Below are 14023 nucleotides of genomic sequence, written 5' to 3'. Positions count from 1 at the left end.
GGCCGTTATGACCGAATCCCCCTTTTTTTGCGCTCGCGTGATGACGCGATCACGCCATCACTGATGGAAGTTCAGCGTCAGCATGGCGCTGCGGCCCGGGGCCCACGTGGCGTAGATCGGGTAGGCGCTGGCGTAGTACTTCTTGTCGAAGATGTTCTGCACGTTGAGTTGCAGATCGACGCTGCGCGAAACGCGATACGTTGCCATCGCATCGAAGCGCGCGTAGCCCGGCGTCCACTTGCGCGTAGTGGCTGAGACCGATGCGTAGGTGAGGCTCGAGAGCGTCATGCCTGCGCCGAGCGTGAGCTTCGGCAGCACTTCGTAGTCGGTCCACAGCGTGACGTTGTGCTTGGGCACCATCACCATCGGCAGACCTGACGCACCCGGTGCACCCGGACCAGCGTCAGTCGTGATCGCATCCAGATACGAGTAGCCGCCGAACACACGCCAGTGCGACGTCAAATTACCGGCCCAGCCGAGTTCGGCACCGCGTACGCGTTGGCTGCCTGCATTGATCGTGCCGCCCAGACCGTCGCTCACGCGAGCGTTGGTCTTATCGGTTTGGAACAGGGCGGCCGTGAGCGACAGACGTTGCTCCAGCACATCCCATTTCGCGCCGACTTCGATGTTGCGGCTACGCTCGGGAGCGAGGTTCGAATTACCCGTCGTGATCTGATCGGTGCCGCCGCCAAGGCCGCTGTTCGCGCCCGGCGGGTTGGCCGAAGTACCGTACGACGCATACAGGCTAAGCGTCGGCAGCACCTTGTAGACCACGCCCAGCTGGAAGCTGAACAGGTTCGAAATGTTCTTCAGATCGGGCGCGCCCGCTTGCACGGCGTGCACGTCGAAGCGATCGAAGCGTGCACCGGCGTTGAGCAACCAGCGTTCGGAGAGCTTCACGCTGTCGAACAAGTAAGCCGACGCGACATCGGTGCGCGTGTTCGTGGCGGCGCCGGGGAAGCCCTTGTCGCCGTTGAGCACCAAGCTGCCCGTCCAGGGGTTATCCGGGTTCCAGCCGCCGATGGTCGTGCAGTTGTAAGCGACCGTGCACGGACCGCCCGAGCGGATGTTGTTACCGGCGCTGTCCTGCACGAGATAGCCTTCATAGCGGCTTTGCTCGTTGCTGAATTCCATGCCCGCCGTGAGCGTGTGCTCGAAGCCGAACAGGGTGGCTTTGCCCGTGAGTTCGGTCTGGTTGGCGATGCTGTTTGTGGCGTACTTACCGCTCTTTGCCTGCAACGAAATGATGTTCGAGCTGGCGGATTGGAACTGCGGGTTCGTCGCGACGTAGTCGAGCGTCGAGCGGCCGACCATCGTGGTGTTCTTCACTTTCCACGTGTCGTTGATGCGGTGCTCGATCTTGATTTCACCGGTGTCGGTTTGACCGCGGCGGTAATCGCGGTTGTTCAGTCCGTAGAACTGGTTGCGCTGGAAGCCGCCGTCGGGCGTGCCACCGGCCGAGCGGAACGGCGCACTGAAGTCCGGCATGTCGTACGAGTTCAGGTGGTAATAGCTGAACGTGACGGTGGTCGGGCTGTTCAGACCGAAGGCCACCGACGGTGCGATACCCCAGCGCTTGCTGTAGACGTTGGTGCGCCCGGCCTGATCGGCGTCGAAGCCCATGGCGTTTAGGCGTACGGCGGTTTGATCGTTGATCTGGCGGTTCACGTCGAGCGTGAGGCGCTTGTAGCTGTCGGTGCCGAGGCCGAGACTCGCGTTGGTGAAGTCTTCGAGGCGCGGTGTTTTCGTCGTGATGTCGATGCTGCCGCCCACGGCGCCGCGTCCGGCGTAGACCGAGTCCGGACCTTTGATGACGCTGATGTTCTCGATGGCGAACGTCTCACGGTTTTGCACACCGGAGTCGCGCATGCCGTCGACGAAGATCGAGTTGCGCGATTCGAAGCCACGAATGACCGGACGGTCAGCCGACGGGTTCGCAGCAGCATCACCGCCGAGGAATGTGATGCCGGGCACCGTCTTGAGTGCGTCGGCGAACGTGGTCGCGTTGGTCTGCTTGATCAGCTCTTCGGGAATCACGGTGACCGAGCGCGGCGTGTCGCGCAGCGGGGCCACGAACTTGTACGACGGCAAGGTCGTGGTCTGCATGGCCGACGGGACGGCGCTGTCGTTGACTTGCGTCGCAGGCAGGGCAACGGCGGTGTCGGTGCTGGCGGGCTGAACGGTTTGCGCGGAGGCAGGAAAGGCGAGGGTGCCACCGGCGGCGAGCATCGCGCAGGCGGTCACGAGCAGACGCTGGCGCGTCTGGAAAGCGATAGACATACGTGTGTTCCGGCTGTGGCGTCACCGTCGGACGCCTGACGGGCCGGGCAACGCACGATTCTTATCATTTGATAATGAGACGAATTCTCATTACGGCCGGAAGTTTAATATGTTCAAGAAGTCGTGTAAACGATTGAAATGATCTATGGCGTCGTGTATTTCGTTAGATAAAACAAGATGCTCCTCAATGCACAACAAGTTGGGTGAATAAGTTTCGACGTGATCGTTATAGCTATCATGGCGAGCAAATTTGCCGAGAATGATAGCCATGACTGACTTTTCCATCGATGTTTTACCGAGCCAGTTTGGAGCTAGCTTTCAGCGGGCGCGAAAACTTCGCAAACGCACGCAGGTCTGGGTGGCCGAGAAGGCGGGGTTGAACCGTATGACGATTGTGCAGTTAGAAAAGGGTGAAAACGTCGGCCTGCACGCGGTGATGAAAGCGCTAGGCGCGCTAGATCTCGGGGTCCGTCTAGATACCGCCCGCTTAAATTACGACGACATTCGGCGTATGGACGACGATGCATGAGGCGAGACCATTGCGTCTCGCGACTGACTACGATCTGTCTTCGATGCGATGTTTTCCGATCTCAGTCCACCACCCGCCAGTCGATCGGCATCTTACCGTGCTGTTCGAGGAAGGCGTTGGCGGCGCTGAAATGGCCGCAACCGAGAAAGCCGCGGTGCGCGGAGAGGGGCGACGGGTGCGGCGCTTCGAGCAGCAAGTGGCCATGTCCCGAAAGCAGCGGCGCTTTCGCCTGCGCATGACTGCCCCACAGCAAGAACACCAACGGCCCTTGTTGTGCCGCAAGACCACCGAGCAAGCTGTCAGTACACGCCTGCCAGCCGCCTTTCTTGAACGGCTTCGCATGACTCGCCGCGTTGCCAGCCTCCACCGTCAGCGTGGTGTTGAGCAGCAACACGCCTTGCTTTGCCCACGCATCCAAATTGCCATGTGAGGGCGGCGACACGCCCAAGTCGCGTTCGATCTCTTTGTAGATGTTGCGCAGCGACGGCGGCACGCGCACCCCGCGCTGCACCGAGAACGCCATGCCGTGCGCTTGCGCGATGCCGTGATCGTCACCGTGATACGGGTCTTGCCCAAGGATCACGACCTTGACGTCGTGCGGCGACGTCATGCGCAGCGCATGGAAAATATCGGCCGGATAGACCGTCTTTCCTGCGGCCACTTCCGCATCGACGAAACGGCACAACGGGCCATACGCATCACTCGCCACAAACGGTGCCGTCAGCGCTTTCCATGCGGCGGGCAGCGCATCGAACTGTGCTTCGACACGCCCCTGCAACGGCCCTGCGACGCGCGGTTCCGTCGCGTCGTCAGTCGTCGCAGCAACCGTCGCCGTAACCGTCGTTTCAACCGGTGCGTCGACAGTGCCCGCGGCCGGTTCGTCGAATAAGGAACGCTGATGCGTGTCGTTGGATTTCGTTCGTGCGCGTGATGTCATTCGATGCGTCTTTGAAATGCGTGGATTCGAAGGGCGGTGCAAGCCTGACGTTCAGCCGCCGAGTACCTTTTGGCGCAGGCGGTAACCGCGTTGCGCTTTGCTCACGTCGTCGCTGTGCAACTCGGGGATGACTTGCCGCAAATCCTGCGACAGCGCAAAGAGAATGCGCTCGCCCTGTCCCTCGCTATCGTCGTCCGGGACGTCGAGCAATTCAAGCTCCACTTCGAGCAGCGGTTCCGTGTGACGCTGACCGTCAGCGACAACGGCGACTTCACCACGGTCGAAGGCGATCTCCACCGTCGTGCCATCCCCAGCGATATAGCGCCACAGCCGCCGAACGAAATTCGTTTCGAACTGGGCGACAACGCTCGCCCCTTCGCCGCGCAACATCGCTGCGGTAGCGGGAACATCGCATGCCGCGATCAGCGCGTCGAGTTCCAACGCCTCGCCTTTGACCGGCTGTTCCCACTCGTGGCGCACGTGCAGTCCGTCGCGAGCTTCACCGACCGACTTCAACGTTTGCAGCCACTGCCCTGGATGTCCATCGCGCGCGACATAGCGCAAACGTAACGCCGCTTTCGCGCGTGAGAGCGCAAGCGTAGGCGTATCGAAATACCGGTTCACGAGATGGCGTTCGCCGCGAGCCTCGACACCCGGCAGGCGATCGAGATGGGCGATGAGCGCGTCGGCGCGCGCAACGGGAAGGTCGCCCGGCAGGGCAAGTTTGAGTTCGCGTTCGATGGCCATCGGGCCGCTCCTGTGTCGGGTCGTCGGGCGCAGCGGCATTGCACCGTGCAGGAGCGATGACCCTCAACAGCCGGATGCGACGTCCGCTGACGGACTTCGCATCTTCGAACGCTTGCGTGAAACCGTTGAGTGAATCAGCGCGGCATGTCGAACAGCGTGGCGAGAGCATCGCCCGGCTCGGGCGCGCGCATGAAAGCTTCGCCGACGAGAAAGGCATTGACGTTGGCCGCGCGCATGCGCGTTACGTCGTCACGCGACAGGATACCCGACTCGGTGACCACCAGACGATCTTGCGGAATGTGTTTGAGCAGGCCCAGCGTGGTGTCCAACGTAACTTCGAAGTTATGCAGGTTGCGATTGTTGATGCCCAACAGCGGCGTGCTCAACTCAAGGCCCGCGTCCAGCTCACGGCCGTTGTGCACTTCGACCAGCACCGCCATGCCCAGCTCGTGCGCCTGCGCTTCCAGATCACGCATATGCGCCAGCTCCAGCGCGGCGGCGATCAGCAAAATGCAGTCGGCACCCATCTCACGCGCCTCATACACCTGGTAGGCGTCGATCATGAAGTCTTTGCGCAGTACCGGCAGATCGCACGCCGCGCGCGCGGCCTTCAGATACTCGGCTTTGCCTTGGAAGAACTGTTCGTCGGTGAGCACCGACAGGCAAGCGGCGCCGCCCTTTTGATACGACTCGGCGATGGCCGGGGGCACGAAATTCTCGCGGATCACGCCCTTCGACGGACTCGCTTTCTTGATCTCGGCGATCACGCCGGACAGCCCGCCGTCGATCTTCGTGCGCAGCGAGCCCACGAAGTCGCGCGTGCCCAACTCGCTGTCGCCTACCGTGGCTTCGGCGTCGCGGCGCAGGCTGATCAGGTCACGGGCGCGCTTGGCGGCGGCAACTTCTTCGGCCTTCACGGCCAGAATTTTGTCGAGAACGGTAGACATAGCGATCGGTATTTCAGGCTTGAAAAATCGGTCTGACGAAAGGCGCGCACCTCGGCGCGCCGACGCCAGATCGTCAAATTACGCTTTGAATCGTTGCGTGAACTGCACGAACTCGTCGAGCTTCGCGCGTGCGGCACCGCTGGTAATGGACTCGCGCGCCATCTGGATCCCATCGCCGATGCTCGCCGCGCGATTGGCCGCATACAGCGCCGTACCCGCGTTGAGCGCCACGATTTCGCGCGCGGTGCCCGGGGTGTCGTCGAGGGCCTCGATCAGCATCGCCTTCGATTCCTCGGCGCTACCGACTTTCAGGCTGCGGTTGCTCACCATTTGCAGGCCGAAGTCTTCCGGATGGATCTCATATTCCGTGACCTTGCCGTCCTTGAGCTCACCCACGAGCGTGGAGGCGCCCAGCGACACTTCGTCCATGCCGTCCTTGCCGTAGACGACAAGCACGTGCTCCGCGCCCAGGCGCTGCATCACGCGTACCTGAATACCCACCAAGTCGGGGTGGAACACGCCCATCAATTGGTTCGGCGCGCCAGCCGGGTTCGTCAGCGGGCCCAGAATGTTGAAGATCGTACGTACGCCCATTTCCTTGCGCACCGCAGCGACGTTCTTCATCGCGGGGTGATGGTTCGGCGCGAACATGAAGCCGATACCGACTTCGCGCAGACACTCGGCCACTTGCTCGGGCGAGAGCATGATGTTCACGCCCAGCGCTTCGAGCACATCGGCGCTGCCCGACTTCGAGCTCACACCGCGATTGCCGTGCTTGGCAACCTTCGCGCCAGCGCCTGCGGCCACGAACATCGATGCGGTGGAAATGTTGAACGTGTGCGACACGTCGCCGCCGGTGCCCACGATATCGACGAAGTGTTCGTCGGCCGGGGCATCGACGTGATTCGCGAACTCGCGCATCACTTGCGCTGCCGCGGCGATCTCGCCGATGGTTTCCTTCTTCACGCGCAGGCCGGTGATGATGGCCGCCGACATGACCGGCGAAATCTCACCTTTCATGATGAGACGCATCAAATGCAGCATCTCGTCGTGGAAGATTTCGCGGTGTTCAATCGTGCGTTGCAGGGCTTCTTGCGGGGTAATCATAGAAAGCTTTCCTCTTCTGCCGAGTCTTTTATTAGGCCGCTTGCACCGCGCGCGGCGCGGCTTGCAGGAAGTTGCGCAGCACGGCGTGACCGTGTTCCGAGAGAATCGACTCGGGGTGGAATTGCACACCTTCGACGTCGAGTGTCTTGTGGCGCACGCCCATGATTTCACCGTCGTCGGTCCACGCGGTCACTTCGAGGCAGTCGGGCAGCGAGTCGCGCTCGATGGCCAGCGAGTGGTAGCGGGTGACGGTAAAGCGCTTGGGCAGTCCGGCGAACACGCCTTGTTGCGTGGTTTCGATCTCGCTCACCTTGCCGTGCATGATTTGCTGAGCGCGGACCACTTTGCCACCGAAGGCCTCGCCAATGGCCTGATGGCCGAGGCAGACGCCAAGAATCGGAATTTCACCGGCGAAGCGCTTGAGCACGTCGAGCGTGATACCGGCGTTTGCCGGGCAGCTCGGGCCGGGGGAGAGGCAAATGCGGTCGGGGGAGAGTTGGTGAATCGCGTCGAGCGTGATTTCGTCGTTGCGGAAGACGCGCACGTCTTCGCCCAATTCACCGAAGTACTGGACGATGTTGTAGGTAAACGAGTCGTAGTTGTCGATCATCAGCAGCATGATGGTCCCTGTTCGTCTGGTGACAAAGGAATGTCGAACGCATGAGATTTGCGAATTCCCCCTGAGCGTGCCCCCACATTGACTTCGCGTTCCGCGGGGGAGGGCGCTATGGGGATGAGATAGACGTGGCGGGTTACCGCCACCAGCGCAGGGCAGCGGTCAGGGGCGACCAGAGGAGGGAGGAAGACAGAAACGACTTCATAGTGACGGCGATTGTAGCAGCAACCGCCGTGGCTCGTGGGCGGCGTGTCGCAAAAAGCGGTCAAACGGCGATTTTCTCGCGCGATCGAGTCATTTCTCGCAAGAATGTGCGCGCGTCAGTGCCCGTCGTTCGACGATTCTGCCCCGCCCGCCGGGCCTCACACCGCCTTTTTCGCCTTCCGGGTGCCCGTCGGCTTCGCGGCGGCAGCCGTACTTTTCTTGGCGGCAGCGGTGCGCTTGCGCGGCGCGACGGTCGGCCCACCGGGCGATGCGGCTTTCCGGCTCGCGGCGGCACGGGGTGTCCGAGGGCGGTCGGTCGTTGTTTTCGGATCCTGCTTAGCCGCAGCCGCTTCGAAGACCGCCAACACATGCTCCAAATCGCTTTGTTCATTGCCGTCGATGGGCACCGCGAAGCTCAAATCCTTGACCGCTTTGGCCACCAGCCGGATCTGATCGGGGGACGCGTGCGCCAGCATGCCCGGGATGGCGTTCATGGCATCAATGGGCGCCATGCGCAGCAGGCCCGCCTGACGGCGGATCAACGCGCGGAAATCCTCAATGGACATATCGCTTTCGCGCCGAGGCAGCGAGCGCGCCAGATTGAACTGCCGCTCGTCCGCTTCGCCATGCAGACGATGCACCCACAACAGCGCACGAATCCCGGCTTCGAGCGCGCCGCCGTGATGCAACTCGTGCTGACGATTCGCGAGCGCCTCCTTCACGAACGCGATGTGCTCCGGCGACGTGCCGGGGTGCACACGTACCGCCGCACCGTCGCTGCCGTGTAGCCCGGCGAGCGCCTGCACCCACGGTTGACCGTAGATCAGTTCGAAAGCCTTCTCGTAGCCGTCGTCGCGAATATCGCGATAGAAGTTGAGCGATTGTTCGATAGCGGTCGACACAGCCGTCTGAATCGCCAGGAAGGGGTTGTCCGCCGACACCGGCTGCCGTGTTTCGCGAATGCGCTCGGCCTTCTCCGCAAAGGGCGCCGCAAACGGATTGCGGTCCGACCACATCTCATAGCTCACCCGCAGCGGATGCAACATGCGCATCCAGTACGCCGAGTTCGGTGTGACCATCGCGCGCACCCACGGCTGCACAAGGCTGCGATACAACCCGAGATTGATATCGGAGAGGTGGGCGACGGCCGCAAAGCGGCGATCGCTCTCGGGGTCCGGCTGCACGATGGCACGCACGTCCTCGATGCTGCGGCGCTGAATCGACATCACGTAGTCGCCATCGATCAGTTCGCGGTGCGGCGTGTCGGCAGTCTTATCGGCGATCTGCGCCTGATAAATGCCCGCGGGCAGCACGTCGATGAGATCGATGTTGTTGACGAACTTGCGATGCTCTTTGCGCCCCGTGCTGCTCGACACGAAGATGCCCAAGTGCCCGATGCTGTCGTGCGTGGCGTACACGATGGTTTGATCGTGGCTGAACACTTCGGCGTCGTCGCGATACATGTCGGTGATGAACCCGAGCGCTTGCGGCGGCGGGGTGATGTTGTCGCCGTACGAGCAGAACACCACGATTGGCGAGCGGATATTGCGCAGATCGAGCCGGATGCCGTCGCTCGTAATCAGTTCCGCACTCGTGAGGCGGTTGCCGACGAACAAGTTGTCGACGATGTACTGCATCTCCACCGCATTGAGAAACACATGACCGCCCCAGTATTTCTCGAAGCCGAGATAGCGCGGGGCTTCGGTGTCGACATTGGCGTACAGGTGGTATTTCTTGCGCCACAGCGTGTTGGCGGGATCGAGGTTCTCGAAGTTTTGCACGAGCCACGCGCCGTCGAAGCGCCCGTCGCCGAGATCGCTCGTGAGCGCCGTGAGCCAACTGCCGCCCAGCAGCCCGCCGGAATAACGCATCGGGTTGCGCCCGCGCCAGCCTGCCCAGTACGACAGCGGCGCACCGGCCACGATGATCGGGCCGAACAATTCCGGGCGCATTGCCGCCGTCATCAGCACTTGCCAACCTGCCTGACAGTTGCCGATCACGGCCGGTTTGCCTGCGCCCTCGGGATGCATCGAGATGACTTTCTCGAGAAACGCGGCTTCCGCGTGCATCACGTCTTCCACCGTCTGGCCCGGCACCGGGTCCGGCAAAAAGCCGACGAAATAGCACGGATGACCGGCGCGCAGCGCGGCACCGATCTCGCTATCGGGCTTGAAGCCGCCAATGCCCGGCCCATGCCCTGCGCGCGGATCGACCACAACGAACGGCCGCGCGTTGGGCAGCGTAGGCGCATCGTCCGGCTGCGTGATGCGCATCAAGCAGTAATTGCACGGGCGCGGCAAATCGTGACCATCCAGAATGACTTCCGCCGGGAAGTCGAGCACGTTCGGCGCCGATTCCGCCAGGTGTTCCTGATACTGATTGCCGCGCTGGCGCATCACGTCGGCAAACAACACGCTGCGCTGCCACGCGTCGACCGCGTATTCGGCGGCGGCGGCCATCCACGGCATGTTCGCTAGCCATGGAGTGGCGGCGAGCCAAGGCACTTCGGCAGGCGCCGAAGTGCTGGCCCGGGACGTTTGACGTTGGAGTGCGGCGGACGACTTGGCGGGCATGGCAATGACCTCACAAATCCGGCATGACAGGGTAGGCCGACGCGGCGCGAGCGCACTTTGGTCGCGCCATGTGCACGAATTTCAGCACGTCAGGCCATCGAACTGAGCGTGCGGCGAAACCGCCGCAGCGAGAAGGCGAAGAACACGGCACCGATCACCGCCAGTGCCACGAACTGCACCCACACGACGCCGATCCCGGCGCCACGGAACAGAATCGCCTGCCCCAACTCGACGAAGTGTGTCGTCGGCGCGGCAAGCATGATGTCCTGCACCACCTTCGGCATGCTTTCGCGCGGCGTGTTCCCGCCCGAGAGCATTTGCAGCGGCAACAGCACCAGAATCAGCAACATGCCGAACTGCGGCATCGAGCGCGCCAGCGTCGCCAGAAAGATACCCATCGACGTGGTCGCAAACAGGTGCAACGTCGCGCCCAACAGGAACAGGGCCACCGATCCTCCGATCGGCACGTGCAACGCACCGCTCACGATCAGCCAGAGCGACATGGCTGCGGCGATCAGCACCACCATGCCCATCGACCAGACTTTCGCCAGCATGATCTCGGTCGGTGTCACCGGCATGACGAGCAAATGCTCGATGGTGCCGTGCTCCCGCTCACGAATCAGCGCCGCGCCTGTGAGGATGATCGACAGCATGGTGATGTTGTTGATGATCTGCATGAGCGCGCCGAACCACGCGCGCTCCAGCGTTGGGTTAAAGCGCACGCGCAACGCCAGCTCCACCGGTAACTCGACATTCGATCGGTATCGCTGAACGAATTCACGCACTTCGGCCGACACAATCTGCTGCACGTAGCCGCTACCCGAGAACGCCTGACTCATACGGGTGGCATCCACGTTCAATTGCACTTCCGCATGGCGGCCCGCGAGCACGTCGGCCTGAAAATTCGGCGGAATGTTCAGCGCGAAGGTGTAGGCGCCCTCGTCCATGCCGCGGTCCACCGCGTCTGCACTGATCATGCGCGGCTGCGTGAACTGCGGTGGATAGAACGCCGAGACGATGCGCGCGGACAGTGGCGACGCGTCTTCGTCGACGATGGCGATCGGTGCCAGATGCAGCGTGTCGGGCTGCGCGGTGGCCGACGAATACACCGACGCGGTGAACGTGTAGATGATCAGCACGAGCATCATCGGATCGCGCACCAGACTCCACAACTCCTTCACGCCAAGGCGGAAGATGTTGGCCAGATGCCGCCGCCACGCGTGCGAGCGGTGTGGCTTTTCAGTCTTCGCCGGTACGTTGGCTTGAACGGGCGGCGGCGATGAGGGTGTCGGGGAGCTCGCCATCATTTGTCCTGTTTCTTGAGCAGCAGGATCGTGGCGCCCAGAATCACAGGCACGGCGACGAGCATCGGCCAGAAGGCATTGCCCAGATCGGCAAAGCCCAACGCCTTATTGAAGACGCCCCGGCTGATGATGAGCATGTAGGTCGCCGGGTAAATCTCGCCGATAAACCGGCCCGAGCCTTCCATCGACGGCACCGGCGTGATCATGCCCGAGAACTGAATCGCCGGGATCATGGTGCCGATCATCGTGAAGAACAGGGCCGCAATCTGGCTGCGGGTGAAGGTGGACGCGAGCAGACCAATGCCGGTCGCGACCACGTTGAAGATAAAGACGGCGCTAATGAGCGTGAGGAAGCTGCCCTTGATGGGCACGCCGAACAGCGTCACGGCGATCAGCGCCATGAGCAGGAAGTTCAGCATGGCGAGCGCCACGTACGGAATCTGCTTGCCGATGAGAAATTCCGTGCGCGTGACCGGCGTGACGTACAGATTCAGGATCGAGCCAAGTTCCTTCTCGCGCACCACCGACAGCGCCGTGAGCATGGCGGGCAGCATGAGCAGCAATAGCGGAATCACGGCGGGCACCATCGCGGGCAGACTCTTCACGTCAGGGTTGTAGCGATAGCGTGTCTCGATATCGAGCGACGAGGTCGAGCGCACGCCGAGACGGCGCAGCGACTGATCGGCCAGCCAGTTCTGATGCATGCCCTGCACGTAGCCTTGCACGGTCTCTGCACGCATCGGCATCGCCCCGTCGATCCACGCGCCGATCTGCACGTTCTTGCCGCGCGACACGTCGCGGGCAAAGCCCGGGGGAATCTCGATGGCCAGCGCGAGTTCGCCGTCGCGCAGGCGGCGGTCCATATCGTCGTAGTCGAGAATCGGTGGCTGTTCGATGAAGTAGCGTGAGCCCGCAATGTTGAGCGCGTAATTCTGGCTGAGCGTCGTCTGGTCGCGGTCGAGCACCGCGTAGCGCAAGTCTTCCACGTCCATGCTGATGCCGTAGCCCATGACGAGCATCAGCACGAGTGAGCCGACGAGGGCAAGCGTGGCGCGCACGGGGTCGCGTTGCAACTCCAGCGTTTCGCGCCACAGATAGCTGATCATGCGGCCCAGCGAGAAGGCTTTGTGGTGCGCGTGCGCGGTTTCGGTTGGCGTTGCGTTGACTGGTGCGGGCGTGGCCGACGCCGGGGCTTCAGGCGTGCCGCCGCCCGCTTCGACCAGATACTCGATGAACGCTTGCTCGAGCGTCGCAGCGCCTTTGTCCTTCGTGATCTTCGCGGGCGGATCGGACACTAGCACGCGCCCCGCGTGCATCAGCGAGATGCGATCGCAGCGATCGGCTTCGTTCATGAAGTGCGTCGAGATGAAGATCGTCACGCGATCGCGGCGCGAAAGCTCCACCAGCAGACGCCAGAAATTGTCGCGCGCGACCGGGTCGACGCCCGACGTCGGCTCGTCGAGAATCAGCAACTCGGGGTTGTGCACCATCGCGACGGCGAGCGACAAGCGTTGGCGCATGCCGAGCGGAATGCTGTCGGGCAGCGCGTCGCGCACGTCGGCGAGATCGAAGCGCCGCACCATCTCGTCCACGCGTGCGGGCACTTCGGCTTCCGGCACGTGAAACAGCCGCGCGTGCAGCACCAGATTCTGATGCACGGTCAGCTCGGTATAGAGTGAAAACGCCTGCGACATGTAACCCACGCGGCGGCGAGTGTCGATGTCTTTTGCGTTGACCTCACGGCCAAACAGCCACGCTTGCCCCTCGCTGGCTTCCAACAAGCCGGTGAGCATTTTCATCGTGGTCGACTTGCCGCAGCCGTTCGAGCCGAGAAAGCCGAAGATTTCGCCGCGCTGGATACGGAAGTTCACATGATCGACGGCGACAAAATCGCCGAAGCGCATCGTGAGACCTTTCGCCTCGATCGCAATCTCCGTGTGCTCGTCGATATGGAGCGGCGGGATGACAACGGGCTCGTAGCCGCGCTTCTTGTCGTCGGGCAACAGGTCGATGAAGGCGGCTTCGAGATTGTCGCGATGCGTGCGCGCGAGCAATTCGGCGGGCGTGCCGGTGGCGAGCACCTTGCCCGCGTCCATGGCGACGAGCCAGTCGAAGCGTTGCGCTTCGTCCATATAGGCCGTCGCGACGATCACGCTCATGGTCGGCCGCTCGCGCCGAATGCGCGCGATCAGATCCCAGAACTGCGCACGGGCGAGCGGATCGACGCCGGTCGTCGGCTCATCGAGAATCAGCAGGTCGGGGTCGTGAATCAGCGCACAGCACAAGCCGAGCTTCTGCTTCATGCCGCCCGAGAGCTTGCCCGCAGGCCGCGCGAGAAACGGTTGCAGACCGGTGCTGCGCGTCAGGTCGTCGATGCGGCGACGGCGCTCGGCAGCGTCGTGTCCGAACAGGCGCGCGAAGAATTGCAGGTTTTCCTCGACGGAAAGCGTCGGGTAGAGATTCTTGCCCAGCCCCTGCGGCATGTAGGCGATGCGCGGGCACACGAGATCGCGATGCGCTTTGCTCGCCATGTCGCCGCCGAGCGCTTCCACCGTGCCCGATTGCACGGCGCGCGCACCGGCGATCAGTGAGAGTAGCGTGGACTTGCCGACGCCGTCTGGACCAATCAGCCCGACCATGCGCTGCGATGGGATGTCGAGCGAAACGTCGTCGAGCGCGAGCGTCTTTCGACCGTAGCGCAGCGTGACGCCCGCCACATGGACGACGGGTGCTGCGCCGTCACCGCTGCTGGCTGGAGGAGGGAGGGGGGCCGTCATCG

Annotated in this window: 10 protein-coding genes; 1 reads left to right on the top strand and 9 read right to left on the bottom strand. The window is 62.6% G+C overall.

Going from position 1 to position 14023, the window contains the following annotated elements:
- Positions 1 to 57: 57 nt before the first annotated feature.
- Positions 58 to 2280 (bottom strand): TonB-dependent receptor, encoded by a 2223-nt coding sequence (locus tag ACPWR9_RS23125; protein WP_426301096.1) that lies wholly within the window; start codon positions 2278 to 2280, stop codon positions 58 to 60.
- A gap of 268 nt (positions 2281 to 2548) precedes the next feature.
- Here ACPWR9_RS23125 and ACPWR9_RS23120 point away from each other — a divergent pair, with 268 nt between their 5' ends.
- A complete protein-coding gene (locus tag ACPWR9_RS23120; protein ID WP_426301094.1) occupies positions 2549 to 2809 on the top strand; it encodes a helix-turn-helix domain-containing protein in 261 nt (86 codons plus the stop codon).
- A 61-nt stretch (positions 2810 to 2870) separates the two neighbouring features.
- On the opposite strand, the gene ACPWR9_RS23115 is transcribed toward ACPWR9_RS23120, so the two are convergent.
- The 8 genes from ACPWR9_RS23115 to rbbA all read right to left on the bottom strand — a co-directional run bounded on the left by ACPWR9_RS23115 (position 2871) and on the right by rbbA (position 14021).
- Entirely contained in the window at positions 2871 to 3746 is an 876-nt protein-coding gene (locus ACPWR9_RS23115; protein ID WP_426301092.1) for a uracil-DNA glycosylase, read from the bottom strand.
- A gap of 51 nt (positions 3747 to 3797) precedes the next feature.
- Positions 3798 to 4493, bottom strand: coding sequence for a CYTH domain-containing protein (locus tag ACPWR9_RS23110; protein WP_426301090.1), 696 nt, complete (start codon positions 4491 to 4493; stop codon positions 3798 to 3800).
- Between the two features lie 134 nt (positions 4494 to 4627).
- Positions 4628 to 5440 carry an indole-3-glycerol phosphate synthase TrpC gene (gene trpC, locus ACPWR9_RS23105; protein WP_426301088.1) on the bottom strand — a complete coding sequence of 271 codons (813 nt, stop codon included), beginning with the start codon at positions 5438 to 5440 and terminating at the stop codon, positions 4628 to 4630.
- Between the two features lie 78 nt (positions 5441 to 5518).
- Positions 5519 to 6547 carry an anthranilate phosphoribosyltransferase gene (gene trpD, locus ACPWR9_RS23100; RefSeq protein ID WP_150682213.1) on the bottom strand — a complete coding sequence of 343 codons (1029 nt, stop codon included), beginning with the start codon at positions 6545 to 6547 and terminating at the stop codon, positions 5519 to 5521.
- 31 nt (positions 6548 to 6578) lie between these two features.
- Positions 6579 to 7166 (bottom strand): anthranilate synthase component II, encoded by a 588-nt coding sequence (locus tag ACPWR9_RS23095; protein WP_150682212.1) that lies wholly within the window; start codon positions 7164 to 7166, stop codon positions 6579 to 6581.
- A gap of 359 nt (positions 7167 to 7525) precedes the next feature.
- Positions 7526 to 9835, bottom strand: a complete 2310-nt coding sequence (locus ACPWR9_RS23090; protein WP_426301415.1) for a DUF3141 domain-containing protein — start codon at positions 9833 to 9835, stop codon at positions 7526 to 7528.
- 194 nt (positions 9836 to 10029) lie between these two features.
- Positions 10030 to 11247: an ABC transporter permease gene (locus ACPWR9_RS23085; protein WP_426301086.1), complete on the bottom strand. Its 1218-nt coding sequence runs from the start codon at positions 11245 to 11247 to the stop codon at positions 10030 to 10032.
- On the bottom strand, positions 11244 to 14021 hold the full coding sequence (rbbA, locus tag ACPWR9_RS23080) for a ribosome-associated ATPase/putative transporter RbbA (protein WP_426301084.1): 2778 nt from the start codon (positions 14019 to 14021) through the stop codon (positions 11244 to 11246). The genes ACPWR9_RS23085 and rbbA overlap by 4 nt, the downstream gene beginning before the upstream one ends.
- Positions 14022 to 14023: the final 2 nt, after the last annotated feature.

It is taken from the genome of Pandoraea pneumonica, from assembly GCF_049918595.1.
Lineage (GTDB): Bacteria > Pseudomonadota > Gammaproteobacteria > Burkholderiales > Burkholderiaceae > Pandoraea > Pandoraea pneumonica_A.
This window is presented reverse-complemented; position numbering and strand designations above follow the sequence as displayed.

Excerpts from the sequence above, each read along its gene's own strand:
- ACPWR9_RS23095 (WP_150682212.1), bottom strand. The coding sequence starts at position 7,166 with ATGCTGCTGATGATCGACAACTACGACTCGTTTACCTACAACATCGTC.
- ACPWR9_RS23090 (WP_426301415.1), bottom strand. The coding sequence starts at position 9,835 with ATGCCGTGGATGGCCGCCGCCGCCGAATACGCGGTCGACGCGTGGCAG.
- ACPWR9_RS23085 (WP_426301086.1), bottom strand. The coding sequence starts at position 11,247 with ATGATGGCGAGCTCCCCGACACCCTCATCGCCGCCGCCCGTTCAAGCC.
- trpC (WP_426301088.1), bottom strand. The coding sequence starts at position 5,440 with ATGTCTACCGTTCTCGACAAAATTCTGGCCGTGAAGGCCGAAGAAGTT.
- ACPWR9_RS23115 (WP_426301092.1), bottom strand. The coding sequence starts at position 3,746 with ATGACATCACGCGCACGAACGAAATCCAACGACACGCATCAGCGTTCC.
- ACPWR9_RS23125 (WP_426301096.1), bottom strand. The coding sequence starts at position 2,280 with ATGTCTATCGCTTTCCAGACGCGCCAGCGTCTGCTCGTGACCGCCTGC.
- rbbA (WP_426301084.1), bottom strand. The coding sequence starts at position 14,021 with ATGACGGCCCCCCTCCCTCCTCCAGCCAGCAGCGGTGACGGCGCAGCA.
- ACPWR9_RS23110 (WP_426301090.1), bottom strand. The coding sequence starts at position 4,493 with ATGGCCATCGAACGCGAACTCAAACTTGCCCTGCCGGGCGACCTTCCC.
- ACPWR9_RS23120 (WP_426301094.1), top strand. The coding sequence starts at position 2,549 with ATGACTGACTTTTCCATCGATGTTTTACCGAGCCAGTTTGGAGCTAGC.
- trpD (WP_150682213.1), bottom strand. The coding sequence starts at position 6,547 with ATGATTACCCCGCAAGAAGCCCTGCAACGCACGATTGAACACCGCGAA.